24 protein-coding genes are annotated in these 25,015 nt (G+C 60.3%); 14 read left to right on the top strand and 10 right to left on the bottom strand.

Features of this window, described 5'->3' with window-relative positions; all coding sequences use genetic code 11:
* The first annotated feature begins 197 nt into the window (after window positions 1-197).
* Genes FDG13_RS15005 through FDG13_RS14985 form a run of 5 tightly spaced genes read left to right on the top strand, consistent with a single transcriptional unit; the run spans window position 198 to window position 6,313 of the window.
* A complete protein-coding gene (locus FDG13_RS15005; protein WP_180129225.1) occupies window positions 198-1,829 on the top strand; it encodes a peptide chain release factor 3 in 1,632 nt (543 codons plus the stop codon).
* 13 nt (window positions 1,830-1,842) lie between these two features.
* Window positions 1,843-2,697 (top strand): HAD-IIB family hydrolase, encoded by an 855-nt coding sequence (locus tag FDG13_RS15000; RefSeq protein ID WP_180129520.1) that lies wholly within the window; start codon window positions 1,843-1,845, stop codon window positions 2,695-2,697.
* A 7-nt stretch (window positions 2,698-2,704) separates the two neighbouring features.
* The gene (locus FDG13_RS14995; RefSeq protein ID WP_180129223.1) at window positions 2,705-3,898 is read left to right on the top strand and encodes an MFS transporter; all 1,194 of its coding nucleotides are present in this window, start codon (window positions 2,705-2,707) and stop codon (window positions 3,896-3,898) included.
* A 42-nt stretch (window positions 3,899-3,940) separates the two neighbouring features.
* The gene (locus FDG13_RS14990; protein ID WP_180129220.1) at window positions 3,941-4,402 is read left to right on the top strand and encodes a DUF2721 domain-containing protein; all 462 of its coding nucleotides are present in this window, start codon (window positions 3,941-3,943) and stop codon (window positions 4,400-4,402) included.
* Between the two features lie 39 nt (window positions 4,403-4,441).
* A complete protein-coding gene (locus tag FDG13_RS14985; protein ID WP_180129218.1) occupies window positions 4,442-6,313 on the top strand; it encodes a putative nucleotidyltransferase substrate binding domain-containing protein in 1,872 nt (623 codons plus the stop codon).
* Between the two features lie 101 nt (window positions 6,314-6,414).
* On the opposite strand, the gene FDG13_RS14980 is transcribed toward FDG13_RS14985, so the two are convergent.
* The 4 genes from FDG13_RS14980 to FDG13_RS14965 form a co-directional block, all read right to left on the bottom strand.
* Complete coding sequence (locus FDG13_RS14980; protein ID WP_180129215.1) at window positions 6,415-8,583, bottom strand: 3'-5' exonuclease; 2,169 nt, start codon at window positions 8,581-8,583, stop codon at window positions 6,415-6,417.
* Window positions 8,584-8,596: 13 nt separating this feature from the next.
* Window positions 8,597-8,950, bottom strand: coding sequence for a hypothetical protein (locus FDG13_RS14975; RefSeq protein WP_180129212.1), 354 nt, complete (start codon window positions 8,948-8,950; stop codon window positions 8,597-8,599).
* A gap of 181 nt (window positions 8,951-9,131) precedes the next feature.
* Window positions 9,132-10,937 (bottom strand): sodium:solute symporter family protein, encoded by a 1,806-nt coding sequence (locus FDG13_RS14970; RefSeq protein ID WP_180129209.1) that lies wholly within the window; start codon window positions 10,935-10,937, stop codon window positions 9,132-9,134.
* Window positions 10,938-10,947: 10 nt separating this feature from the next.
* Window positions 10,948-11,208 (bottom strand): DUF4212 domain-containing protein, encoded by a 261-nt coding sequence (locus FDG13_RS14965; RefSeq protein WP_180129207.1) that lies wholly within the window; start codon window positions 11,206-11,208, stop codon window positions 10,948-10,950.
* 250 nt (window positions 11,209-11,458) lie between these two features.
* Here FDG13_RS14965 and FDG13_RS14960 point away from each other — a divergent pair, with 250 nt between their 5' ends.
* The 9 genes from FDG13_RS14960 to FDG13_RS14920 all read left to right on the top strand — a co-directional run bounded on the left by FDG13_RS14960 (window position 11,459) and on the right by FDG13_RS14920 (window position 20,134).
* Complete coding sequence (locus FDG13_RS14960) at window positions 11,459-11,767, top strand: DUF485 domain-containing protein (RefSeq protein ID WP_180129204.1); 309 nt, start codon at window positions 11,459-11,461, stop codon at window positions 11,765-11,767.
* The gene (locus FDG13_RS14955) at window positions 11,764-13,494 is read left to right on the top strand and encodes a cation acetate symporter (protein ID WP_180129201.1); all 1,731 of its coding nucleotides are present in this window, start codon (window positions 11,764-11,766) and stop codon (window positions 13,492-13,494) included. The genes FDG13_RS14960 and FDG13_RS14955 overlap by 4 nt, the downstream gene beginning before the upstream one ends.
* A gap of 103 nt (window positions 13,495-13,597) precedes the next feature.
* Entirely contained in the window at window positions 13,598-15,418 is a 1,821-nt protein-coding gene (locus tag FDG13_RS14950; protein WP_180129198.1) for a DUF294 nucleotidyltransferase-like domain-containing protein, read from the top strand.
* Window positions 15,419-15,739: 321 nt separating this feature from the next.
* Window positions 15,740-16,240 (top strand): hypothetical protein, encoded by a 501-nt coding sequence (locus FDG13_RS14945; protein WP_180129195.1) that lies wholly within the window; start codon window positions 15,740-15,742, stop codon window positions 16,238-16,240.
* Window position 16,241: 1 nt separating this feature from the next.
* Window positions 16,242-16,820, top strand: a complete 579-nt coding sequence (locus FDG13_RS14940; protein ID WP_180129193.1) for a cell division protein FtsI — start codon at window positions 16,242-16,244, stop codon at window positions 16,818-16,820.
* The gene (locus FDG13_RS14935; protein WP_180129191.1) at window positions 16,817-17,506 is read left to right on the top strand and encodes a flagellar basal body L-ring protein FlgH; all 690 of its coding nucleotides are present in this window, start codon (window positions 16,817-16,819) and stop codon (window positions 17,504-17,506) included. Before FDG13_RS14940 ends, FDG13_RS14935 begins: the two co-directional genes overlap by 4 nt.
* 19 nt (window positions 17,507-17,525) lie before the next feature.
* On the top strand, window positions 17,526-18,137 hold the full coding sequence (locus FDG13_RS14930) for a chalcone isomerase family protein (protein WP_180129189.1): 612 nt from the start codon (window positions 17,526-17,528) through the stop codon (window positions 18,135-18,137).
* A gap of 147 nt (window positions 18,138-18,284) precedes the next feature.
* Complete coding sequence (locus FDG13_RS14925; RefSeq protein ID WP_180129187.1) at window positions 18,285-19,013, top strand: response regulator transcription factor; 729 nt, start codon at window positions 18,285-18,287, stop codon at window positions 19,011-19,013.
* Entirely contained in the window at window positions 19,010-20,134 is a 1,125-nt protein-coding gene (locus FDG13_RS14920; protein WP_370528229.1) for an ATP-binding protein, read from the top strand. The genes FDG13_RS14925 and FDG13_RS14920 overlap by 4 nt, the downstream gene beginning before the upstream one ends.
* 76 nt (window positions 20,135-20,210) lie before the next feature.
* Here FDG13_RS14920 and FDG13_RS14915 read toward each other — a convergent pair whose 3' ends face one another.
* The 6 genes from FDG13_RS14915 to FDG13_RS14890 form a co-directional block, all read right to left on the bottom strand.
* Complete coding sequence (locus FDG13_RS14915) at window positions 20,211-21,263, bottom strand: histone deacetylase family protein (protein WP_180129186.1); 1,053 nt, start codon at window positions 21,261-21,263, stop codon at window positions 20,211-20,213.
* Between the two features lie 108 nt (window positions 21,264-21,371).
* Window positions 21,372-21,812 carry a putative toxin-antitoxin system toxin component, PIN family gene (locus FDG13_RS14910; protein ID WP_180129185.1) on the bottom strand — a complete coding sequence of 147 codons (441 nt, stop codon included), beginning with the start codon at window positions 21,810-21,812 and terminating at the stop codon, window positions 21,372-21,374.
* On the bottom strand, window positions 21,809-22,129 hold the full coding sequence (locus tag FDG13_RS14905) for an AbrB/MazE/SpoVT family DNA-binding domain-containing protein (RefSeq protein WP_255435269.1): 321 nt from the start codon (window positions 22,127-22,129) through the stop codon (window positions 21,809-21,811). The genes FDG13_RS14910 and FDG13_RS14905 overlap by 4 nt, the downstream gene beginning before the upstream one ends.
* 537 nt (window positions 22,130-22,666) lie before the next feature.
* A complete protein-coding gene (locus FDG13_RS14900; protein ID WP_180129184.1) occupies window positions 22,667-23,650 on the bottom strand; it encodes a DUF3644 domain-containing protein in 984 nt (327 codons plus the stop codon).
* The gene (locus FDG13_RS14895) at window positions 23,647-23,850 is read right to left on the bottom strand and encodes a hypothetical protein (protein WP_180129182.1); all 204 of its coding nucleotides are present in this window, start codon (window positions 23,848-23,850) and stop codon (window positions 23,647-23,649) included. The genes FDG13_RS14900 and FDG13_RS14895 overlap by 4 nt, the downstream gene beginning before the upstream one ends.
* 129 nt (window positions 23,851-23,979) lie before the next feature.
* Window positions 23,980-24,948 (bottom strand): bile acid:sodium symporter family protein, encoded by a 969-nt coding sequence (locus FDG13_RS14890; protein WP_180129181.1) that lies wholly within the window; start codon window positions 24,946-24,948, stop codon window positions 23,980-23,982.
* Window positions 24,949-25,015: the final 67 nt, after the last annotated feature.

The following is a 25,015-nucleotide window of genomic DNA, read 5'->3' as shown; positions in this document are numbered from 1 at the left end:
TCGCTGTGGCTGGGCCATGGGCTTCACAACAGCACTTTGAATTTAGCACCAATAGCCGACGGGGAACAGAGGCCAAGGCCCTTTAAAATGGATATAAACCGCTTCAGATTGACGTGGCTCAATGAAAGCGGCCTTTCGCCGATTGAGCCCAGTCAAAAGCCCGACCCAGCCCAACGCTGCCGACCTGAGAATCTCCTGTGACTTACGCTTTTGAAACCCGCCGCCGCCGCACTTTTGCCATCATTTCCCACCCTGACGCGGGTAAAACCACGCTGACCGAAAAACTGTTGCTGTTCTCGGGCGCGATCCAGATCGCCGGCTCGGTGAAAGCCCGCAAGGCCACGCGCCACGCCACCAGCGACTGGATGGAAATTGAAAAACAACGCGGCATCTCGGTGGCCTCCAGCGTGATGCAAATGGTTTACCGCGACCACGTGGTCAACCTGCTCGACACCCCCGGCCACAAGGACTTTTCCGAAGACACCTACCGGGTGCTGACGGCGGTGGACTCGGCGCTGATGGTGATCGACGCGGCCAACGGGGTGGAGTCGCAGACCCGCCGCCTGATCGAGGTCTGCCGCCAGCGCGACACACCCATCATCACCTTCGTCAACAAGATGGACCGCGAGGTGCGCGACCCCCTCGACATCCTCGACGAGGTCGAGCGTGAGCTGGGTATGCCTTGTGTGCCGATGACTTGGCCGGTCGGTCAGGGCAAAACCTTTGGCGGCATCATCAACCTGCGCACCCAGATCATGACGGTGTTTGAGTCCGGGTCGGAGCGCCTGCCGCACGACTTCGACGCCATGCCCCTGTCTGACCCGGCCGCGCTGGAAGCGCGCTTCGGTAGCGAGTGGCTCACCGCACTCGAGAGTATGGAACTGGCCACCGGCGCCTCCCCAACGTTTGACCGCGAAGCTTTCCTGGCGGGCAAACAGACCCCGGTGTTTTTTGGCTCGGGCGTCAACAACTTCGGTGTGATGGAGGTGCTCGACGCGCTGGTGGACCTGGCCCCCTCACCCGGTGCCCGTACCAGCAGCTTCATTGTCAACAAGCAGCCTGTCATCAAACAGGTGCAGCCTGAGGACGGCGCCTTCAGTGGTGTGGTGTTCAAGGTGCAGGCCAACATGGACGCCAACCACCGCGACCGCATCGCTTTTGTGCGTATGGCCAGCGGCAAATACACCCCGGGTATGAAACTCAAAGTGATGCGCACCGCCAAGGAACTGCGCCCGACCAGTGTGGTCACCTTCATGAGCCAGCGCCGTGAGGCAGTGGAAGAAGCCTACGCGGGCGACATCGTCGGCTTCACCACCCACGGTGGCGTGCAGCTGGGCGACACCATCACAGACGGCTCGGTCAACCTGCTGTTCACCGGCCTGCCGTTTTTTGCGCCGGAAATGTTCAACACCGTGATCCTGAAAAACCCGTTACGCACCAAACAGCTGCAACAGGGTCTGGCGCAGCTCGGTGAAGAAGGCGCGATCCAGGTATTCCGCCCCGAGATGGGCGGCAACATGTTGCTCGGCGCGGTCGGCCAGCTGCAGTTTGAGGTGGTGCAACACCGGCTCAAGAGTGAATACGATGCCGATGTGCGGCTCGAAAACAGCCAGTACACCGGCGCGCGCTGGATCACGGCTGACACGCCGCAGGAACTCAAGGACTTTGTCAACGCCTACCCGCAGCGTATGGCGCGCGACGCCGCCGACACCCTGGCCTACCTGTGCACCAGCCCGTACGATGTGCGCTTGGCGCAGGAACGTTTCCCCAAGATCCACTTCCATCCGCTGCGCGAACATGCCGGGCTGGCGCTGCAAAGCGCTGGCTAACATGCCCGACCCGATGCTGCCGCTGTCCAGTTGGCCGCTGGCGCAGCGCCGGGGCATCATCGGTGTGTTCACCGACATCGACGACACCCTGACCACCCATCAGGCCATCACGCCAGATGCCTTGCAGGCGCTGGCAGACCTCAAAGCCGCCGGGCTGGTTGTGATTCCGATCACCGGGCGGCCGATTGGCTGGTGTGAACCCCATGCGTACGGCGATGTCGCCCGCGGCTTGCCGGCCTGGGCGGTGGACGCGATGGTGGCGGAAAACGGCGGTGTCGCCTTTGCGCCAACACTTCTAAGCCAAAATGGCCACCAGCACTTATTAGATCAGGGTCAACAGCTATCAAAAATATATTACATCGAAGCCGCCGAGCGGGTCATCAACACGCAGAAGCTACAGCAAGTGGCCCAGCGCATCCTGTCTGAGATCCTCGGCACGACGCTCTCACAAGACAGCGCCGGGCGCGAGACCGACATCGCCATCGACCACGCAGAACACACAACGCTGGCGCCGGACAAGGTGGCGCAGGTGGTGGCGCTGATGCAGTCAGAGGGCATGCAGGCCACCGTCAGCAGCATCCACATCAACGGCTGGTACGGCTCGCACAACAAGCTTGCAGCTGCACGCTGGATGGTGGCCACCCTGTTTCATCGCAACCTTGACGATGAGCTGGATCGCTGGGTCTATGTGGGTGACTCGACCAACGACCAGCTGATGTTTCAACATTTCCCGCACAGCGTGGGTGTGGCCAACATCCACAACTTTGATGGCCAGTTGCAACACTGGCCGCGTTATGAGACTGTGGGTGAACGCGGCGCCGGTTTTGCCGAGATGGCCCAGGCGATCCTGCAGGCACGCCTGGCCTGAGGCAGGTATGAGCGCAAATCACCCAGCTCTTTCTGCACCCAACCAGGGCTCACCGGTCGGCCTGCTGGCGGTGTTTGGCTCGACCCTGTTCCAGCTATCGGGCATCTTCATGCTCAGCCCGCTGATGCTGCTAATGCTGAAAAACGTGCAGGTCTCGACCACCCTGGCGGGCCTGTTTGCCGCCACCACCTGGCTCGGCATTTTTGTCATGACGCCGTTTGCCTCGCAGCTGATCCGGCGTGTGGGGCGGCGCCAAACCATGTGGGTGGCATCGACCGTGCCGATCATCGCGGCGCTGGGTTTTATGCTGACCGATGTGGTGTGGGTCTGGTTTGTGCTGGAACTGGCTGCGGGCATCACCGGTGGCCTGCGCTGGGTGCTGGCCGAGGCCTTCATTGCCGAATTTGCACCGCCGCGCAACATCGGGCGCTACATAGGCACTTATGCCACGTTGGTTGGGCTGACCTTTGTGATTGGCCCCACCTTGCTGGCCTGGGTTGGGCCCGACAACAACGTGGCCTTGTGGCTGGTGGTGGCGCTGCTGGTCATCGGCCTGGCCTGGACGGCGTTGATCCCGCGCCTGCCGCCCGACCACGACAGCCACAGCGCCAGCGTGGGCCTGCGCGGGCTGTGGCAGGCAGTGCTGGCCCACCCGGTGATCATGCTGGCCGGTTTTCTGGGTGGCTTTTTTGAGCTGGGCCTGGCCTCAATCCTGCCGCTGTACGGGCTGTCACTGGGCCTGGGCGCCAGCGCCGCGACCCTGCTGGTGGCCGTCAGTGGGGCCGGTGGCACCCTGATCGCCCTGCCCTCGGGCATGCTGGCCGACCGTTTTGCCAACCCGGCACAAGGCAGACGCACGCTGATGGCGGTGTGTGCCGCAATGATCCTGCTGTCGACCCTGCTGCTGCCCTGGGTCAGCGGCGCCAAGGTTCTGGTCTGGCCCATGGTGGCGGTCTGGGGTGCGGCGGGTGGTGCGCTCTACACCCTGGCCATGGTCGACATCGGTGCCCGCGAAAAAGGGCTGACCCTGGTCAACAGCACCGCAGTGCTGGTGCTGACCTACACTTTGGGCGGGCTGATGGCGTCGGCACTGTCTGGCGCGTTGATCGAGTGGTCACCCGCGCTGGGTTTCCCGCTGCTGCTGAGTCTGCTGGCACTGGCCGCCTGCTGGGCACTGGTGCGCCATGCCCGGCGTTTTTGACAGTTTCACCACGTGGTTTGACCTGACTCCTCGGGAGGCAAGATGTTTTTTGCAACAGATGTCAGCGCCGTCTCGCACGGTATCCAGCTGGCGGTGGCGCCGGTGTTTTTACTCACCGCGGTGGCTGGCATGATTGGCACCGTGGCCGGGCGGCTGGCACGCATCATCGACCGCGCCCGCCTGCTGGAGGGCCGTATCGAAGCCGCTCCTCACGACTGCCCGATGCCAACCATCATCGCCGAGCTCAAACAGCTGCGCAAACGCGGCAACCTGGTGAACGTCTGTATTGGCCTGCTGACCTTGTGTGCGATCCAGATCGGACTGACCATCATGGCGCTGTTTCTCGGTGAAACCACCGAAATCGAGAGTTTCAAGGTGGCCACCGTGCTGTTCCTGTCGGGGGTGGGCAGCTTTTTGCTGGCGTTGTTGTGTTTCCTGACGGAGACGGTGATTGCCACACGTATCCTCAAATTTGGCCACGGCGGGCGCCAGGCCAGACACTGACCGCCGTTTGATCCACCCCACAGCGTCCTGCGCCACACCATGCCCAGCACCTCCACCAGCGCCCAGACCCACCCGCTGACCGCCCTGTGGGCACAGCACCCCGCCTGGCAAAACTTGCCGGTCAAAACGCTCAAAAGTCTGGAAGCCCAGGCCCAGCTGCAAAGTGTTTCAGCTGACACGGTGCTGCTGGCCCAGGGCCAACTGGGCAGCCGCCTGGGACTGGTGTTGCACGGCGAGGTGCAGTTGCAGGACCCGGACCTGGGCCTGTCCGTGCGCCTGGGGCGCGGGCAGATGCTGGGTTATGGGGCCACACCTCAACAACAGTTGCGGGCCTGGCAAGCCACCGCGCTGACCGACTGCGAGCTGGCCTGGCTGGCGCCGGAGTTGCTGCAAAGCCTGTGCACCAAACACCCGGCGCTGTTGTACTTCTTCCCATCGGTGATGCAGCAGAGTGCCCAGCCCGACACCCGGCAAACGGCGGCCAAAGCCTTGAACCAGATCAGCGCCCCGGTCCGGACGCTGGTGCAGCGCAGGCCCATCAGCCTGACGCCCGACACCAGCATCCAGGCCACCGCCCAGCTGATGCGCGAACACGGTGTGTCCTCCGTACTGCTGGTAGAGCACGGCCAGCTGTTGGGCCTGGTGACCGACCGCGACCTGCGCAACAAAGTGGTGGCGAACGCCCTGGATGTGAACCAGCCGGTGGTCAACATCGCCAGCCGCAGCCTGCAAACGGTGCAGGCCAACAGCCCCACGTTCGAAGCCCTGCTGCTGATGGCGCGCCACCACATCCACCATCTGCCGGTGCTGGATGGCAGTGAACTGATCGGCATGGTCACCACCACCAACCTGACCGAACAACACCGCGCCTCTCCGGTGCACCTGGCCTCCGACATTTACCAACAGACCACGCTGGAGGGCCTGCAAACACTCACGGCCCGTGTCAAACAGCTGCAGCAGCAGTTGGTGGACGCCGACGCCAACGCCTACAGCACCGGCCACATCATCACCGCCATCACCGACGCTTTGACCGTGCGGCTGATCCAGCTGGCGGAGCAGGCACTTGGCCCGCCACCCCTGCCCTACCTTTGGGTTGCGGCGGGCAGCCAGGCCCGCAACGAGCAGACCGCCAAGTCCGACCAGGACAACTGCCTGATCCTGGACGACGGTTTTGACGAGGCCAGCCATGGCGACTATTTCAAGCAGTTCTCCCAAAAAGTGTGTGACGGCCTGGCGGCCTGCGGCTACATCCATTGCCCCGGTGAGATGATGGCTATGACGGACACCTGGCGCCAACCACGCCGGGTCTGGGCCGAGTACTTTCACAAATGGGTCAACCAGCCCAAGCCCAGGGCGCTGATGCTGACCTGTGTGTTTTTTGATTTGCGCGGCATCCACGGCCAAACCGAGCTGCTGGAGACATTGCGGCAGGACGTGCTGACACTGACCCGGGGCAACAGCCTGTTTCTGGCACACATGGTCAGCAACGCACTCAAACACCGCCCGCCGCTGGGCTTGTTTGGCAACATCACCCTGAGCAAAGGTGGCGACCATCCCCACACCATCGACCTCAAACACAGTGGCATCGTGCCGATCGTGGATCTGGCGCGCATCTACGCGCTGGCGGCCGGGGTGTCTGCGGCCAACACACATGACCGACTGGCGCTCTCAGCCAATGCCGGGCAGGTCAGCGAACAAAGTGCGCGTGACCTGCGCGACGCGCTGGAGTTTCTGGGCAAGCTGCGCCTGGCCCACCAGGCACGCCAAACGGCCCAGGGCCAGGCACCCGACAACTTCCTGGCCCTAGAAGAGCTGTCCAACTTTGAACGTAGCCAGCTCAAAGAGGCGTTTGGGGTGGTGCAGACCCTGCAAGAGGTGCTGAGCAAACGTTACGCCGGCGGACGTTTTTAGCCTCTAGCCCTTATTTCAAAAGGGCTGATAGCTCCACTAACAATAGCACCTCAAGCCAACATGCAACCTCTTGCTCAATCCGATTGAACGGGCACAAGTTTTCAGTACTTAAGCCGCGCGTAATAGGTGCTTTGTGCCGCCTCACGCGCCTGGCGCAGGGTGTGGATGCCCATGGCCTGCAGCAGCGGGATCAACCTGAGCCAGACCTCGGCGGTCACCAAGGCATCGCCCAGCGCGGTGTGGCGGCCCAGCACGGTGATGTTGAAGCGCTCGGCAATCGCCTCGAGCCGGTGAGACTCCTGGGCCGGGTGCACCACGGCTGAGAGTAACAAGGTGTCGAGCACCGGCTGGTCAAACTTCAGGTCGGTGGCGGCTTCCTGGAGCTGCAGGAACTTCATGTCAAACGCCGCGTTGTGTGCCACCAGCACGGTGTCGCTGGCAAAGCGGTGAAACGCGGGCAACACCTCGGTGATGCGGGGCTGACCACGGACCATCTCCTGGGTGATGCCGTGGATCGGGATGGTGGCTGCCGGGATCAGTCGCCCGGGGTTGACCAGTTGCTCAAAACTCTCCTGGCGCAGCAGTTTGCCGTTGACACAACGGGTGGCGCCGATCTGGATGATCTCATCGCCCTCGGACGGGTTCAGGCCGGTGGTCTCGGTGTCAAACACGGTGTAGGCCAGCTCACTCAGACGGCGGTCATCCAATGCGCTGGTCTGGTCGGTGCTCTGGAACAGATCGAAGTCGTAATACTCAGGGCGGCTGTTGCTGTGCCCCAGGGTGGCGGTCTCGGGCAGGTCCTGCACATTCACCTGGGGTAGGGCAAAACGGAAGAAGGCCTCGTGGCGCACCCGTTCGCGCGCAAAGATCAGCTCACCCCCATGGCGCTCGACCACATCGCGCACACTCAAACGGGTGCTCTCGGCGCCCATCTGCATGCTGTCCATCTGCCAGATCATCACGGTTTCGGTGCTCATCACCTGGTCGGTCCAGATCAGGTCGAGCTTGGCCACGCCGTTCTCTGAGAACAAGCGCAGACGCAGGAACCTGACATCGAACTCATCCACCAGCCGTGCCGACAGATACACCAGCGCCTGGATCAGGCTATAGCTGTCCACCCGCAGCCACAGGCTGTCGTCGAGCTGCTCCAGTGACACCGTGCGCTGGCAGTGTTTCTGAATGCGTTGTTGCGCCACCAGCAACATGTCGGCACCCAGCATCTCCTCCAATGGCCAGCGGGTGCTCTGGCTATGGCTGGCCTGCTTGTCCAGGTCGGTGATGCGCTGGGCCATGCTGTTCATCTCGTCGTGCAGGATCTGGCGCTGACGCGAGCGGGGCTCACCTGTGAGCTCCGAGGCCTCCAGCGTGGCCAATGCGGTTTTCATGCCCGCCAGTGAGGCGCGGCAGCCCTGGGTGAGCGTATGCAGCATCTGATCGCGCCGCTTTTCTTCCTCAAAGGCCCGGGTCACGTTGTCCAGCATCAGCACAAATCCGCTCAGCGCGTTGTTGGCGTCGTCGGTATTGCTGGTGCGCACCGGCGCCATCTGCACCTTGAGCAGCTGGCCGGCGGTCGTGCTCGTGACAAACTGGGCCGACGGGTTGGCGGCACCACGCAGCAGGCGCTGCTGGATACTGTCGATGGCGTGCGCCACCAGGGCACGGTCAAACACCGCGTAGATCGAGCGGCCAATACCCACCAGTTCAGCACCACCGGCCAGCGCGGGCACATTGGACAAAGTGCGAAACTGCAGCCGCGCCCGGTTGTTGTAGAGCAGGATACGGCCGTCCAGGTTACACACCACCACACTTTGGGTCAGCTCGGCCATCAGGGCCGCCAGGCGGTCTTTTTCCTGCTGGATGCCCAGGCTGGCTTGGGCCACCTGGCTGGCCATCTCGTGGCGTAACTGGTCACGCTGGCTGGCCAGTTGGAACACCACCTGCGCCAGTTCCTGCGTTTCCTGGGTGCCCTGGTGCTGCATCGGTGCGGCCTGGTCTGCGGCCAACAACACCCGGGTTTGCTCCAGCAAACGTGCCGGGGCGCTGGCGTAACGCCGGAACAACCAACGCAAAGTGGCGGCAATCAACACCAACCCCATCCCCCAGGTCAACCCAATCAGCGCCAGACGTGGCGCCAGTTGCTCGGTGATCAGCGCCCGCTGTTCTGGCGCCAGGGTCGAGGTGATCAGGCCCATGGTCAGCGCCAGCCAGACGATGGTGGCCAGGCCAATGACCACAATGGCCAGCAACAGGCGGCGGTCGATGGGCTTCATGGAACTCCCGGGCTCAGACCTTGGCCTTACCCCACTTGGCGTGTGCATGGCGGCTCAGGGCAAAGCTGGCAAAAAACTTGCACCAGATGGTGCTACCAGCCACCGCACTCCAGGTGCTGTAGTCCCATTCGCCCAGAATCACCGCCACCACCACGCAGGCGATCACGCCACCTGCCACCAAATTGATGGCCATCTCATAAGGTGCCCATTTGGGGGCATCGGGTGGTGCCTCGCCGCGCTTGGTGGCCACTTCGGAGAAATCTCGCCGCACGGTGATGCGCCAAGCCCGACGCAACCAGAAAAACCCGATCGGAAACAGTGCCAAAAACAAAATCCACGTCATGGCGACGCTGATGTCGAAAACCATTCACACCCTCCAATACCAGTCAAGAATCTGAAAAACCTGCACGTCATGTGCGTCACTGAAACGCTGGGCTGGCTTGTGCCAGTTCTGAAAAAAAGCCCCGCCAGCATGGCTGACAGGGCTTGCTTTGTCAAACTGGCCTGCGGCAAACAAGCCAGCGACCCGTGTCAATCAAACACAGCGGTCAGTGGGCACCGTCCACCAGCTTGGAGCCACGTGGCACACGCACCGACTCGACCATGTGCTGGATGTGCTCGGGCGGTTCCGCCGTGACCTTGTCCACCAGGAAGGCCACCGCAAAGTTCACCAAAGCACCCACCGCGCCGAATGCTTCAGGGGTGATGCCAAAGAATGGGTTGGCGCCACCAATCAGCGGCAAGAAGTCGGTGCCTTTGATGAAGAAAATGCCCTTGTGTGCAAACACATAGAACAAGGTGATGAACAAGCCCGCCAACATGCCGGCCATGGCGCCTTCTTTGTTCATCTTCTTCGAGAAAATGCCCATCATGATCGCCGGGAACAACGAGGACGCCGCAATACCAAAGGCCAGTGCCACTGTCCCCGCCGCGAATCCTGGCGGATTCAAGCCGAGCCAACCAGAGATCACAATCGCCACCGCCATCGCCACCTTGCCCGCCAACAGCTCACCCTTCTCAGAGATGCTGGGCATGAAGATGTTCTTGATCAGGTCGTGCGATACAGCGGCAGAAATCGCCATCAGCAAGCCAGCAGCCGTGGACAGCGCGGCGGCCAGACCACCCGCAGCCACCAGACCAATCACCCAGTTGGGCAGCAACGCAATTTCCGGGTTGGCCAGCACAATGATGTCGGCGTTCACGGTCAGCTCATTGCCTTTCCAGCCTGCGGCGGCGGCCTTGGCTTTGGCGGCGTCATTTTTGGTTGCGTCGTTGTAGTACTGGATACGGCCGTCGCCATTTTTGTCCTCAAACTTCAACAGACCCGTCTTTTCCCAACGCTTCATCCAGTCCGGACGTTCGTCCGCCTTGATCGAGGCTTCAGGGGCATACAAGTCACCGCCCTTGACTACGGCCGTGTTCACGGTGGAGTGCAGGTTCAGTTTGGCCATGGCCGCCACGGCGGGTGCAGTGGTGTAGAGGATGGCAATAAACACCAGTGCCCAGCCCGCAGAGGAGCGTGCGTCCTTGACGGTGGGCACCGTGAAGAATCGCATGATCACGTGGGGCAAACCGGCGGTTCCGATCATCAGCGACAGGGTGTACATGAACATGTTGAGCGTGCTGCCCGCTGTGGTGGTGGTGTACTTGCCAAAACCGAGGTCAGTCACCACGGAGTCCAGTTTGGCCAACAAGGACATGTCGGTACCGGTCAGGTCAGCCCCCAGCCCCAACTGCGGCAGGAAGTTGCCGGTGAGTTGCAGAGAGATAAAGATCGCCGGGATGGTGTAGGCCAAAATCAGCACGATGTACTGCGCCACCTGGGTGTAGGTGATGCCTTTCATGCCGCCAAACACCGCGTACAGGAACACGATGCCCATACCAACATAAATACCCACGTCGCTGGACACGCCCAGGAAGCGCGAGAACGCCACCCCCACCCCTGTCATCTGACCAATGATGTAGGTCAGCGACGCGGTCAGCAGGCAGATCACCGCGATCATGGCTGCGCCCTTGGAGTAGAAGCGGTCACCGATGAACTGAGGCACGGTGAATTTTCCGAACTTGCGCAGATACGGTGCCAGCAACATGGCCAGCAGCACATAACCACCAGTCCAGCCCATCAGGAACAGACCGCCGCCGTAGCCCATGTTGGCGATCAGGCCCGCCATGGAGATGAAGGACGCCGCCGACATCCAGTCGGCGCCGGTGGCCATACCGTTGAGCACCGGATGGACTGAGCCGCCCGCCGAGTAAAACTCACTGGTGGAGCCGGCACGTGCCCAGACGGCAATGCCGATGTAGAGCGCAAAGCTCAGACCCACCATCAGATAAATTGTGGTTTGAAGATCCATCTTGTAGCCCTCAGTCTTCGTGAACGTCAAACTTGATGTCCAGATTGTTCATACGCCAGGCGTAATAAAAAATCTGAGCCACAAAGAAGTAGATGGAGCCCTGGTGTGCAAACCAGAAACCCAGCGGGTAGCCACCCAGGTGGAATTGGTTGAAAAATTCAACAAACAGAATGCCCGCCCCGAAGGACACCAGAAACCAGAGGATCAGCACATTCCTCAGCAGTTTCAGGGTCTCCTTCCAGTAGGCACCACTATCGTAGTCATGCTTCATGAAGTCTCCTCGATTGATTTAAGTAGTGCAGCGTCGAGGCTACACACATACATTGCGCGACCTGTTCCCGCGCTTTTGCGTTGGTGACTGTCGCGGCCATTCCTTACAGTTTTCTTATGAAATTGCCTTGAAAACCAACAACTTAGGGTAAACACTGGCGTAAAGATGGTGCGCGGGAGAAAGAGGTCAGTAATGGGTAAGTCGTGCCACTTAGCCTAGCCCCATCACAGCAACAATCCGGAGACAACCCATGCAAGACGATTTGATACAGCGGGTGATCAGCCACCCGAAATACCAGGAGCTCAAAGCCAAGCGCAGCAGCTTTGGCTGGACGCTGACCTGGGCGATGATGATCGTCTACTACGGCTTCATTGTGCTGGTGGCATTTAACAAGGAGTTCCTGGCCACCAAACTCGGTGCGGGTGTCATGACCATCGGTATCCCGATTGGTTTTGGTGTCATTGTGTTCACGGTGCTCATCACCGCCATTTATGTGCGTCGCGCCAACAGCGAATACGACGATCTGACAGCAGAAATTACCAAGGCGGTGCTGAAATGAGGTTCAAAAACGATACCACCCGACAAATTGCCATCTTGGCAGCGCTGCTTGGCGTGTCGGCGGCCGCCTGGTCTGCGGGCGCCGATCTGGGCCAGGCGCAACAACAGGCAACGAACTGGACGGCCATCAGCATGTTTGGCGCCTTTGTGGTCATGACGCTGTTCATCACCAAGTGGGCAGCCGCCAAAACCAAATCGGCCGCTGACTTTTACACCGCAGGTGGCGGCATCACCGGCTTTCAGAACGGTCTGGCGATTGCTGGCGACTACATGTCGGCGGCATCCTTCCTGGGTATTTCTGCGGCGGTGATGGCCAGCGGGTTCGACGGCCTGATCTACTCCATCGGTTTCCTGGTGGGCTGGCCCGTCATCACCTTCCTGATGGCCGAGCGTCTGCGCAACCTGGGCAAGTTCACCTTTGCTGACGTGGCGGCCTTTCGCTTCGAGCAAAAACCGATCCGCATTTTTGCGGCCTCGGGCACGCTGGTGGTGGTGGCGTTTTACCTGATCGCCCAGATGGTGGGTGCAGGCCAGCTGATCAAGCTGTTGTTTGGTCTGGAGTACTACATTGCGGTGATCATCGTCGGCGCACTGATGATGGTCTACGTGTTGTTTGGTGGCATGACCGCCACCACCTGGGTGCAGATCATCAAGGCCTGTTTGCTGCTGGGTGGGGCGTCCTTCATGGCGCTGTCGGTGTTGTGGCATTTCGGCTTCAGCCCCGAAGCCATGTTTGCCTCTGCGGTACAGATCAAGACCGACCTGGCGCTCAAAGACGGCAAGATTGCCGAAGTGGCAGCAGCGGCCGGCCAGTCGATCATGGGACCGGGCAACTTTGTGAAGGACCCGATCTCGGCCATCAGCTTTGGTATGGCGCTGATGTTTGGTACCGCTGGCCTGCCCCACATCCTGATGCGTTTCTTCACCGTGCCCAGTGCCAAAGCGGCACGCAGTTCGGTGATGTGGGCCACCGGCTGGATCGGCTACTTCTACCTGCTGACCTTCATCATTGGTTTTGGTGCAATCACTTTTGTGCTGACCAACCCCGAGTTTCTTGACCCGGTCAAGGGTGGTCTGCGTGGCGGCGGCAACATGGCGGCGATCCACCTGGCCAACGCCGTGGGTGGCAATGTGTTCCTGGGCTTCATCTCGGCGGTGGCTTTTGCCACGATTCTGGCGGTGGTGGCGGGCCTAACCCTCTCAGGGGCGTCCGCTGTGTCGCATGACATTTACGCCACCGTGATCAAACAAGGCAAGGCCAACAGTGCCGACGAGTTGCGCATCTCCAAAATCACCACCATTTGCCTGGGCATTCTGGCGGTGACGCTGGGCATCGTGTTCGAGAAGCAAAACATCGCCTTCATGGTGTCGCTGGCCTTCGCGATTGCGGCCTCGGCCAACTTCCCGGTGTTGTTCATGTCGGTGCTGTGGAAAGATTGCACCACCAAAGGTGCGGTGATCGGTGGCTTTCTGGGCCTGATCTCATCCGTTGCCCTGACGGTGGTGTCACCTTCGGTGTGGGAAGCCACGCTGGGTAACCCCAAAGGTTCGGCCCTGTTCCCGTACACCTCACCGGCGCTGTTCTCGATGACCATCGGTTTTGTTGGCATCTGGCTGTTTTCGGTGCTTGACAAGAGTGCACGTGCTGCCAAAGACCGCGATGGTTTCCTGGCGCAGCAAGTGCGCTCGGAAACCGGCATCGGTGCCTCAGGTGCGTCCGGCCACTGACGACAGATAAAGCCTCGCCTCAGCCTCTTTGGCTAGCGAGGTCATCCGTTCAAAGGGCTGCTGGCGCTACTGTCTGCAGCCCTTTTTTTGATTGAAAGCTACCGTGTCTTTCATTTTTCCTTTTGATACCGCACCCTTCAACGAGCTGAGCGCCACCGAACAAACCCGGCTGCGCGAGGTGGCGTTGCATGTGCGCATCACCGCCGGAGACCGGTTGCTGGTGCCCGACAGCACACCCCAGCATCTGTGGGTGATCCGTGACGGGCATGCCCAGCTGCAAGAAGATGAACATGTGCATGTGTTGACGTCGGGCGAGTCCATCAGCTGGCGTGCGTTGCTGACCGAGCGCAACCATGCCAGTGTGGTGGCCCTGGACGATGTGTTGGCCTGGCAGATCCCCAAAACCACCCTGATGCCGTTGCTGGCCAACAACCCGCGTTTCAGTGCCCGGGTGTTTGCCACCATGGCCGCCGATCTGGCCAATGACCAGGACATTGACCACAACCGCGAACTGATGTCGCTGATGCTGGTGCGCGTCAAAGACGCCTATTTGCAAAAACCCTTTTATGTCGACGGTCAGCTCGACGTGGTGGCGGTGTGTCGCCTGCTGGCTCAGCACAAATTAACCAACGCGCTGGTGCGTGATGTGCAGCAGGGGGTCGAACGCATCGGCATGTTCACGACCACCGACCTGCGTGACGCTTTATTAAAACCTGTAGCACCCCACCTATTGCCCATAAGGGATGTGGCCCGTTTTGATCTAATCACACTGGGGCCAGAGGCGGAGCTGTTTGAGGCCCTGCTGATCATGCTGCGGCACCGGGTACACCGGGTGCTGGTGAAAGACGGCGACACCGTTCTGGGCCTGCTGAGCCAGCTCGATCTGATGAGTTTCATGTCCAACCACTCGCACCTGATCACGCTGCAGGTGGAACAGGCGCGCTCGGTGGATGACTTGCGCGCAGCGGCGATTCAGGTGGACGATTCGATCAAGATGCTGCAGCGTGGTGGCATGCGCATCGAGATCATCTCCAAACTGGTGAGTGAACTCAATGGCCAGATTTTTGCCAGGCTGTGGTCGCTACTGGCACCGCCTGAGCTGTTGCAAAACAGTTGCCTGCTGGTGATGGGCAGCGAGGGCCGCAGTGAACAAATCCTCAAGACCGACCAGGATAACGCCCTGCTGCTGCGCGATGGCTACAGCTGTGCGGATCTGGCCAGCATCACCGGCCAATTCAGTGCCGCCCTGCTGACCTTTGGTTACCCGCCTTGCCCGGGCAACATCATGATCACCAACCCGCTGTGGTGCCAACCCCTGGCGGCTTTTCGCGAGACCATTGGCCAGTGGTTGTTTAACGCGGACCCTGAAGGCAAGATGAACCTGGCCATTTTTCTGGATGCCCGGGCCATTTCTGGCGACGCCTCGCTGCTGACCAACGCCCGCGAACATGCTCTGAATCTGGCCACCGGCAGCCTGTCTTACATGGCCCGCATGGCCAGCGCCATTGACCAGTTTGCCGAGCCCACACAAGGTTGGTGGAGCCGCATCACCAAATTGCAGGTCAGCGGGCCAGAGACTTTTGACCTGAAAAAAATCGGCACCTTCCCGATCGTGCACGGCACCCGCGCCCTGGCCCTGGAGCATCGACTGGACTTACTGGGCACGGTCGAGCGCCTGCAGGAACTGGCCCACCGGCAGGTGTTACCGACAACGCTGGTGCGTGATCTGGTGGAAACCCTGCACTTGCTGATGGCAATGAAACTGCGCAACAACCTGCGCCAACAGTCCCTCGGGCAACCCATCAGCAACCTGATTGAGCTCAACACCCTGGGCACCCTCGACCGCGACCTGCTCAAGGACGCTTTGCTGATCATCAAGCAGTTCAAACAGCACTTGCGCCTGCACTACCGGCTGGAAGCCTGAGCTGCTGGGGTCGGCCACTCAAACGCCCCCAAGCTGGGGTGATCACCGACGCATCCTGCGTTGGCCCCTTGCAGCGGGCCTGTTCGCCCTCACACGTCGACCCCTTGGCGATACTTTTGTGTCCAACCAGAAACAATTTATCCAATAGATATGCATCGCGTTAAGTGATGGCATCGAATATATCCAATTTAATAACTTTGGATGAAGGAGTTATTTTCAAGCACCGAGGTATCTCGTTTTGATGCTTTTTATAAAAAGCTAAGCATTCACCAGCAGCCCTAATATTTCCTCACCTTTTCCACTTAACCCCAGGAGATGATTGTGAGTAATATCAGCTCGGTGACTTCTTATATGCCGTCGTCGACGGCCCTCAGTTCCACGTCTTCCGTCTACGACTCTGCCAAGGCCTATGGCTCGTCGGTGGCCAATGAGATCAGCGATGCCGCCAGCGCCGTTGTCACCTTCAGCGCCGAGAGCCTGAACAAACTCAGTGAACTCGCTGGCGAGGGTTTCGACGCCGTTGGTGACGCCTTCAGCGATGCCGGGAACGCCATCGCTGATGCGGCTGACAGTGTGGAGAACGGCTTGACCGAGCTGTACACCGACATCTCCGACCTGGCGCAAAACAGTGTGGACGCCATCAGCGAAACCGCCACCTCGATGGCCGATGGCATCAGCGAGGCAACCGAATCGGTTGTGGACGGCGTCGGTGATGCGGCCTCCTCGGTGGCAGATGGCATGAGCTCAGTCGCCAGCAGCATCTCGGAGTACGCCAACTTGGGCGCGGCGGCGGTTAAACAAACCTTCAGCGAAATGGTTTGACATGGCTGCCCGCAGACACACCGTGGCACTGGCGGTGGCGAGCCTGTCCTTGTCGGGCTGCTCCATCCTGAGTCCCTTGCCACTTTGGGAGCTGACCAAAGCCACCGGTCAGTTGGCCTTCAGCTCCCTGCAGACAGAGCCGGGCGAGGCCAGTGACACGGTCTACCACGCCCATGCCCGTTTTACCAGCTTGTGTATCGAATACAACCCGCAAACCCAGACCGCCGATGTGGTGCCCGCCCTGCAACTGGCACTGCGTGCCCACCGGATTGACAGCCGGGTTTATGAAAACGCCATCAACGCACCCCATTGCCCGGTCTGGTTGCGTTACAGCGCCCAAATGGAGTGGGGAATATCCCCCTATTCAGAGCGTTATCAGGCCTACATCAGCCAAGCCGCCCTGACCTTGCAGACCGACCGAGGTCGGGTGTTGTCCAGCAGCCACTACCGCTTGGATGATGGTTTCCTCACCAGCAAATGGGCCTCGACCCAGGACAAGCTGGCACCCGTGGTCAGTGTCCTGGTCACCGGGGTGCAGCCAGTCAAGCGACCAACCCAGCCAGCCAAGGAGCAATCATGATCGCCCCCATTGCCCGCCCTCTGCTGGCGGTACTCAGCCTGAGCAGCCTGTTGCTGGGCTGTGCCAGTGCACCCACCACCACCGTACCCGGGCCACTGTCGGCCCTGCCGATCGCCCGCCCGGCGAATCTGGAACGTGTCACCACCGGCTCTCTGTTCCAGGCCAGTTCAGGCTCACTCTTTACCGGACGGCAAAAACCCCGCGCGATTGGTGACACCGTCAAGGTGAACATCTCGGAGAAACTCAGTGCCAGCGACACCGTTAAGGAAGATGCCAGCCGGGAAACGTCCTTGAAGTCCAAAGGACCCGGCGTTCGGGAGGACTCCCCTCTGGCAGGCATCTTCAACCAGGATGCCACCGCCTCCGGCAGCAGCTCCTTCAAGGGCAACGGCACCGCCAAAAACGACAGCAGTTTCACCGGCCAACTCGCCGCCTCGGTGATCAATGTGCTGGCCAATGGCAACCTGGTGGTGGCGGGTCAACGCAGCATTGCCCTGCACGGGGGCGGCAGCACCCTGCGCTTTTCAGGTGTGATCGACCCGCGTGACATCCGGGACGGCAATGTCATTCAGTCCAGCGATGTGGTGAATGCCCGCCTGGAAGTGGTGGCGCAGGGCGACTCGTCCGAGATTGCCTCACGCACCTGGCTGCAAAAGGTGCTCAGCAGAACCCTGTCCGTTTGGTAATGGGTTCAAGGAAAAAACCATGTTCACATTTCTCAAAACCACCTTGACAGCGGCGTCCTGGCTGGCTGCCAGCCTGCCTGCCACGGCCGCGCTGCAGATGGACGGTGTGGCGCTGGAGGAGTCGGTCCAGGTGGCCGGCAAAAACCTCAGGCTCAACGGGGCGGGCATCAGCATGCGTTTGATCTTCAAGGTCTACGCCCTGGGCCTGTACCTGCCCAACCGCCAGGACACCACCCGCGAGGTCTTGCATGGCGAGGGCCCCAAAAGGCTGTTGATTGCCATGTTGCGGGACGTCAGCGGTGCAGAGTTCAACGACGAGTTGCGCCAGTATGCGGTGACCGAGAGCGCCTCGGTACCGGCGCACATCCTGGACAACATGATGCGCCTGGGTCAGGCCATTGAACGCCAGTCCAACGGCCTGCGCAAGGGCGACACTCTGACGCTGGACTGGGTGCCCGGCACCGGCACGCTGGTGGAGCTCAACAACAAACCGCTGACCACCCCACTGCGCGACTTGGCGTTTTACAAGGCTTTGCTCAACATCTGGCTGGGCGACCGGCCGGCCGATTCCGGGCTCAAAATGAAACTGCTGGGCCAGGCCACGGAATTGCGCTCAGCCCTGCGTGACTGAACCCGGGTGAATATGTGAATGGAATATGTCGACTTTGTATCTGTTTGGACATAAAACACAATACATACCCAGAATGTCCCGCAGAAAGGCATCGGCACAAATAGGTGCAAATGACAAACCTACAATCAGCCCATTTATGCCTTCAAGATGACTTCCAAATTTCAGGTACTGATTGTCGACGACGACGAAGATATCAATCGCCTGCTGGCCGATTATCTGGTGCCCTATGGCTTTGTGACCCATGTGGCATGTGATGCCGACAGCATGCGCCGCCAGCTGGAGCGCCACCGCATCGACCTGATCGTGATGGATGTGATGTTGCCCGGTACCGACGGCCTGAGCCTGACACGCGAAGTCAGGCAACACTCACCCATCCCGGTGATCATGCTGACCGCCCGCGCCGACCATTTTGACCGGGTGCTGGGCCTGGAGAACGGCGCTGACGACTATGTCACCAAGCCGTTTGAGCCCCGTGAGCTGGTGGCCCGCATCCAGTCGGTGCTGCGCCGTGCCAATACCCACAACACCATCAAAGGACGTGACGGCGGCCATGTGATTTGTTTCAACGGTTGGAAGCTCAACCCGGAGAACCACAGCCTGCACGCACCCAGCGGTGTCACCGTGGCCCTGTCCAATGCCGAATTTCGTCTGCTGTGCAGCTTCTTGCACACCCCTCGGCGTTTGCTGAGCCGCGACCAGCTGATCGAACTCGCCCATGGCCATGTGGCTGGCGCCGGTGAGCGCAGCATTGACCTGCTGGTGTCACGGCTGCGCCAGAAATTGGCTGGCTCGCCCGACGGGGCCGACATGATCAAAACCATCCGGGGTCGCGGTTACCTGTTTACCGCCCCGGTTGAGCGGGGTCAGGTCGCGTGAAACTTCGGCTGATCGGGCTGCTGCGTCGGCTGGTGCCGAGCACACTGTTTGGCCGCCTGGCCCTGCTGCTGTGTGTGGCGGTGTTGATCAGCCAGGCGCTGGCGATCAAACTGATGTTTGAGGTTGGCCCAAGCTTGTTTGGCCCCATGCCCAACGGCCCGCCCCCCGGGCCACCACCCGGCCCGTTCACCGGCCCCAACATGGGCCCACCGCCACCGCGCCCCGGAGAAGCACCCAGCCTAGCCCATCTGGGTTTGTGGCTGGACATCGGGATACGGCTGCTGGCACTGATGGTGGCGGCCTGGATTGGCGCACGCTGGCTGGCGCAGCCGGTGCGCCAATTGGCCGACGCCGCGCGTGAGCTGGGACGCGACATCCACCGCGCGCCACTGGTGGAACAAGGCAGCGACGAGTGCCGTGAAGCCACCCGTGTCTTCAACCAGATGCAAGCCCAGATCTGCCAGCAACTGAGCGAACGCGACAGCTTTGTGGCCGCCGTCTCACACGACCTGCGCACCCCGCTGACGCGTATGGCGCTACGCGCCGAAAGCCTGCAGGATGCCGAACAGCGCCTGTGTTTCCAGCGCGACATCACTGAGATGAACACCATGATCACCGCCACGCTGGACCACCTGCGCGGTGTGGCCTCGGGGGAACCGATGGTGTTGCTTGATGTGGGTTCCTTGCTAAGCAGTCTGGTTGACGACTACCAGTCCTGGGGCCACCCGGTGACCCTGGTTGAACCTGAGCAATCCAGCCCGGTGGCACCCCTGCTGACCCAGGCGCAGGCGCTGCGCCGCTGCATCAGCAACATCGTCGACAACGCGGTGCGTTACGGCGGCTCGGCCCGGGTGCGCTGTTTTGAAGAGGCTAACCAGCTGTGTATCGAGGTCAGCGACCCCGGCCCCGGCATGGCCGCGGCCGACCTGAACCGGGCACTGACACCGTTCTTCCGCGCCGAAGGCTCCCGCAACCGCCACAGCGGCGGGGTGGGCCTGGGGCTGTCGATTGCCAACGACATCGCACGCCGCCTGCACGGTGAGGTGCGGCTCAAGAACGGGACCAGCGGCGGTCTGGTGGCCACCGTGGTTTTGCCCCGGCCCTCATCAACACCCGGCTGACGAACGCCCCACCCCGCCCTGGACTCAGGGCAAAATCAGCCTCTAGCCCTTATATCTAAAGGGCCTGGCGATATGGTTATGAATGATTGGTGGCCTGATCAAAGCCTTGCAGCACGTTGACCGCGTTGGTGCCCACCTCGGCGACCGCGTAACCACCTTCAAACACAAACACCGTGGGCAAGCCCGCTTTGGCCAAGTCCTCACCGACCTGCAGGTAGTCGGCACTCTGCAGTGAGAAGCCCGAAATCGGGTCACCCACAAAGGTATCCATGCCCAGCGACACCACCAGCGCCTGCGCGCCAAACTCGGCAATACCCGCCAAGGCCTGCTGCAAGGTGGCCCGCCAGACCTCAAACCCGGTGCCACGCGGCAGCGGCCAGTTGCGGTTAAAACCCAGCCCGGCACCTGCACCCAACTCGTCGGCATACCCCAGGTAAAACGGGTACTCGGTGTGGGGGTCACCATGGATGCTGGTGAAGTACACGTCAGGCCGCTCGTAAAAAATGGCCTGGGTGCCGTTGCCGTGGTGGTAGTCGATGTCCAGAATCGCCACCCGATCCAGGCCCTGCTCACGCAAGGCCTGCGCGGCCAGGGCGGCGTTGTTCACAAAACAATACCCGCCAAAAAAGTCTGCACCCGCATGGTGACCAGGTGGGCGCGTCAAAGCAAACGCAGCACGCTCACCCCCAGCCACCGCCAGCGCCGCACTCAAGGCACAGTCGGCACCGGCGCGGGCGGCGTCCCAGGTGCCTTCGGTCAGCGGGGTGCCCGCATCCATCGAAAACAGGCCCATGCGGGCGGCGAAGTTGGCAGGCAACACATCCGAGCGCAGGCTGCGCACCGGCCACACCGAGGGCAGCGCGTCACGCTGAGCGTTGGCCGGGTCCAGCGCCACCCACTCGTCCCAGGCACCGGCCAAAAAATCCAGGTAACGCTGGCTGTGCACGCCCAATAACGCGCTGTCATCAAAAGGCTCGGGCGGCAAGATGGGACCAAGCTTGCGCACCTTCAACTCCGCCAGCACATGGTCCACCCGTGCGGGCACCTCAAAACACGGCACCAACTGGCCACGAAACATCTCCAGCTTGCCTTGGTGCTGGCTGTGCAAATGGTTGTAGTAGGTCAACATTGGGCGTTCTTTCAAATGAAGTGGTTGGTATCTAGGCGCAGATCTGGTCCCGCCGCAGTGGCCTGATCCGTCACACGGTCAGTCAATGAATCGTCCTTGAGCAAGAAGTTACACATCACAGTAGGTCTTGCAAAAAGCGTCCAAGGTCAAAATCGGGCAGCCGCTTGCCTGCTCAAACTCTGCGGCAATGGACAGCAAATCGCGGTCGCCAGACACCAGCACGTGCGCCTTGCCTGCCGCCGCCAAATGCATGAACGGCTCATCCTGCGTATCGCGGCACTCTGGCACCTGTGGTGGCGGTTGGGGAATACGCACTGTCTTTGTGTACGGCAGGTAGTCGGCCAGCAACTCTTCTTGCTCGGCTTGCGGCAGGTGGAACTTGGGGTACGCCAACACCCGCACCAGCTCCTGTACCGTGGCGGTGCTGGCCAATGGCAAGAATGCCCCTTGCTGCCACGCACGCCGCACACGCCCGGCCGCCCCGCCGCCAAACACCAGCGCAGACAAGACGACATTGGTGTCCAACACCACGCGCACTGGGGCGCTCATGCTTTGGTCTGGGCCTTTTTGCCAACCGGTTTCCTGGTCTTCGCGGGGTTAACAGCATAGGGCGCCACCGGCTCGGCAGCCATGGCTGGCGCGGCCTGGGGCGCTCTGGCCCAGGCCACTGCGTCGGCAATATCGGCGTCCGTCAAATCCAACTCCGCCAACTTGGCCCGGACGGCGTCCCCGCGCTGGATGCGCACGGGCGTCAGGATGATCTGCCCGGCACGGGCTTCCACATCAAAGTATTCCGTGGCACCCACGGCCTGCGTCACGCTCTTGGGCAGCGTGAGCTGGTTCTTGGAGGTGATTTTGGCGAGCATGGCATTTGACAGAAAGTAAGGATTCCTTACTTTAACCAAAAACCCAAGTAGATGCAATTCATGAATGAAATTGGCCTTTAGCCCTTGTGAGATGGGGCCAAGAAGCTATCACAACAGAAGCAAAACTACTAACCTGCCTCAGCCTCTTCCAATGCCTTCAGCGTGCGCGCGTTCGCATCCTTCCACTCGATACGGCCATTGGCGCTTCGGCCATGAATCAAGCAGGAACCACTCGAAACTACCTTCGGTAACATCGACGGGCGAAAACCACCAACGGTCACTCTCTCGCCCATAAACACAGCAAGCCACCTCATCACGAGTAGCAAACAATGCCAGAGGTAGTGAATTCCCTGCAAGCAAATGCATAGGCCACTTACCCTGAAGCATTCCAAAATAAGACGCCTCTATCGCAAGTAGAGGTTCAATCACGTTAACCGACCAGACTCAGCAAATAGCGGACAAGCTCTCCCAAAATCACACCACGAATTGCAGGCGCAAGCAAAACTGTCCCCCTTTATATTGAACATGGTCAAAAGGTCACTTCAACGTGTAATGTTTATCAAAAAAGGCCAGCACGTTCGTGCTGTAAAACGGCTTCTTGATCCCTTTAGGATTCGTTGGATCAAGCAAACGAAGTCGATATAACTTTGAATCTTCAGCCAAAACTTTTCGCAGGTCGTGATACTTCTTCGCTGCTTTGAAATCAGAGTACCGAGCTTTGCAACGCGCAGTCACTTCGTCATAGGTCCAAGGATAGTTCTGAGCAAGATTTTCCTCAGTCAAGAATACTGGTATTGCCGTTGGATCGTTCGTGATCTTCACGGTCGGCGTGTTCTCTGCACCTGTCTTCTTGATTTGCACTTCAATTGATGTCTGAAAGCGAAGATCATTTGTTTCAGTCGCTGCTGACGACTGTGCCAGATCGCTGATACAAGCCAACAGGTTTTTTTCCTCAGCAGAGGACACCACGATTGAACCACCCGTATTCACAAAGCCGATAGGCAAAAGAATTTGAAGGTGCTCCGACAAGTCTTTCTTAAACCATCGCCGCCCATACCAAACAAAATTCCGTACCGCCGCAGTACCGACCTCCAGCAGTTGCCTACGTAGCGCCATGGATGGTGAAAAAAAGTGAGCTGAGCAATCCCGGACTTCCATCAAGGCTTCGATGTTGTTCTTTACCGCATCAGGCAACTTGGACGGTGCATGGGCATCCAGCTTTTCAATTGCCTTGCGTATCCCTATGGTTTTCGGATTTCCAGAACGCCCGCGCTCCAAGTACTCTTTTGTGCCCAGAACACCCGACTTTGTTGGTCTGCGCTGATAGACGTGAATCGCCTTCTGTTTATTTGGATCGACTTGGACGACCCGCGCTTTAAGGATCAGTTCCCATGCGTTCAGCGCCAACAGTGCAAACGTTTCATCCCTGTACTGAAAGCCCGGCTTGTTATAGATCTCAACCGCTGACGTAATAGCCGCAACGGATTTCTCGAAAAGCTTGAGATAGATTGGCGGTTTCATGTGGCTGCGAGCGTTTTAGCAAGAGTGGCCTGCCGCAGCGCCTGCGCGCGCTGGAGCTTGGCGTCGACCTCGGCTTCGACTTCGCGGAAGGCCACGCCAGTGGCGGCATGGAGGTTGGCGCGGGGGACATGGCAGACGTGCCAGCCGGCCGCAGCTAGCAGCGTGTCGATGCTGACTCTGGCTTTCTGCTCTGGCGTCATGCCCCGGCTTCCTCCTGTGTTTACATTCTAGGTCACAAGAAAACCGGTCTGCAGCCCTTATGCTGCATCCACTTGCAGCTTTGTTATTAATAGCAACGCCCGCCTCGCGCCGGTGGGCAGCAAGTGGATTTAGCCGCCCCTCTTGGCGTAGCGCTGCGCCAGCACGGCGCAGACCATCAGCTGGATCTGGTGGAACAGCATGATCGGCAACAACAGTACCCCCACGGTGTGGGCGGCGAACAGCACCTTGGCCATGGGTACACCGCTGGCCAGGCTTTTTTTGGAGCCGCAGAAGACGATGGCGATCTCGTCCTCTTTGCTGAACCCCAGTGCGCGGCTGGCCCAGGTGGTCATGGCCAAGGAGAGCGCCAGCAGCAGACAACAGGTGACCGCCAGGCTGAGCAAGATCGGCAGCGGCACCTGCTGCCACAGGCCCTCGATCACCGCCGCACTGAACGCGGTGTAGACCACCAGCAGAATGGAGCCCTGGTCCACCAGCTTGAGCCCGCTGGCGTGGCGCCGCACAAAGTCGCCAATCCAGGGCTGCAGCAACTGGCCCAGTACAAAAGGCAGCAGCAGCTGCAGCATGATGCGGCCCACGGCGTCCAGATTGCCAGTACCCGATACCCCGCCCGACACCACCAGCCAGCTCACCAGCAGCGGCGTGATGAAGACCCCGAGCAGACTGGAAGCCGAGGCGCTGCACACCGCCGCGGCCACATTGCCCCGAGCCATGGCCGTGAACGCAATCGCCGACTGCACGGTGGCGGGCAAGGTGCACAGAAACAACATGCCCACCGCCAGGTCAGGCGTCAGCACGATACTGAACAAAGGCTTGAGCAGCATCCCAAAAATGGGAAACAACACAAAGGTGCAGGCAAACACCAGCAGATGCAGCCGCCAATGGCTCATACCCGCCACCACCGCCGCACGCGACAACTTGGCGCCGTGCAAGAAAAACAGCAGGGCAATGGCCGCAGTGGTGAGCCACTCAAAACCCTGCGCCGCATAACCGCGCACCGGCAGAAAACTGGCGAGGCCAATGCTGCCCAGCAGGGCCAGGGTGAAGTTGTCGGGGAGGTAACGTGGGCGAGTCATTTGGAAAAGTGCAATCGCTACTCTTTTGGTAGCTTCATGATCAATAAAAACAAGGGTTCAAGCGGCT

This window comes from Rhodoferax sp. BLA1 (assembly GCF_013416775.1).
Taxonomy (GTDB): domain Bacteria; phylum Pseudomonadota; class Gammaproteobacteria; order Burkholderiales; family Burkholderiaceae_C; genus Rhodoferax.
Note: the sequence above shows the minus strand (reverse complement) of the source record. Positions and strands in the feature narration are given on the sequence as shown.

Bases quoted from the DNA above. Each gene is read 5' to 3' on its own strand.
- FDG13_RS15000 (WP_180129520.1), top strand. From the start codon at position 1,843: ATGCTGCCGCTGTCCAGTTGGCCGCTGGCGCAGCGCCGGGGCATCATC.
- FDG13_RS14980 (WP_180129215.1), bottom strand. From the start codon at position 8,583: ATGAAGCCCATCGACCGCCGCCTGTTGCTGGCCATTGTGGTCATTGGC.
- FDG13_RS14985 (WP_180129218.1), top strand. From the start codon at position 4,442: ATGCCCAGCACCTCCACCAGCGCCCAGACCCACCCGCTGACCGCCCTG.
- FDG13_RS14975 (WP_180129212.1), bottom strand. From the start codon at position 8,950: ATGGTTTTCGACATCAGCGTCGCCATGACGTGGATTTTGTTTTTGGCA.
- FDG13_RS14890 (WP_180129181.1), bottom strand. From the start codon at position 24,948: ATGACTCGCCCACGTTACCTCCCCGACAACTTCACCCTGGCCCTGCTG.
- FDG13_RS14930 (WP_180129189.1), top strand. From the start codon at position 17,526: ATGTTCACATTTCTCAAAACCACCTTGACAGCGGCGTCCTGGCTGGCT.
- FDG13_RS14960 (WP_180129204.1), top strand. From the start codon at position 11,459: ATGCAAGACGATTTGATACAGCGGGTGATCAGCCACCCGAAATACCAG.
- FDG13_RS14895 (WP_180129182.1), bottom strand. From the start codon at position 23,850: ATGACGCCAGAGCAGAAAGCCAGAGTCAGCATCGACACGCTGCTAGCT.
- FDG13_RS14915 (WP_180129186.1), bottom strand. From the start codon at position 21,263: ATGTTGACCTACTACAACCATTTGCACAGCCAGCACCAAGGCAAGCTG.
- FDG13_RS14900 (WP_180129184.1), bottom strand. From the start codon at position 23,650: ATGAAACCGCCAATCTATCTCAAGCTTTTCGAGAAATCCGTTGCGGCT.
- FDG13_RS14990 (WP_180129220.1), top strand. From the start codon at position 3,941: ATGTTTTTTGCAACAGATGTCAGCGCCGTCTCGCACGGTATCCAGCTG.
- FDG13_RS14940 (WP_180129193.1), top strand. From the start codon at position 16,242: ATGGCTGCCCGCAGACACACCGTGGCACTGGCGGTGGCGAGCCTGTCC.
- FDG13_RS14905 (WP_255435269.1), bottom strand. From the start codon at position 22,129: ATGCTCGCCAAAATCACCTCCAAGAACCAGCTCACGCTGCCCAAGAGC.
- FDG13_RS14970 (WP_180129209.1), bottom strand. From the start codon at position 10,937: ATGGATCTTCAAACCACAATTTATCTGATGGTGGGTCTGAGCTTTGCG.
- FDG13_RS14965 (WP_180129207.1), bottom strand. From the start codon at position 11,208: ATGAAGCATGACTACGATAGTGGTGCCTACTGGAAGGAGACCCTGAAA.
- FDG13_RS14955 (WP_180129201.1), top strand. From the start codon at position 11,764: ATGAGGTTCAAAAACGATACCACCCGACAAATTGCCATCTTGGCAGCG.
- FDG13_RS14935 (WP_180129191.1), top strand. From the start codon at position 16,817: ATGATCGCCCCCATTGCCCGCCCTCTGCTGGCGGTACTCAGCCTGAGC.
- FDG13_RS14995 (WP_180129223.1), top strand. From the start codon at position 2,705: ATGAGCGCAAATCACCCAGCTCTTTCTGCACCCAACCAGGGCTCACCG.
- FDG13_RS14910 (WP_180129185.1), bottom strand. From the start codon at position 21,812: ATGAGCGCCCCAGTGCGCGTGGTGTTGGACACCAATGTCGTCTTGTCT.
- FDG13_RS14925 (WP_180129187.1), top strand. From the start codon at position 18,285: ATGACTTCCAAATTTCAGGTACTGATTGTCGACGACGACGAAGATATC.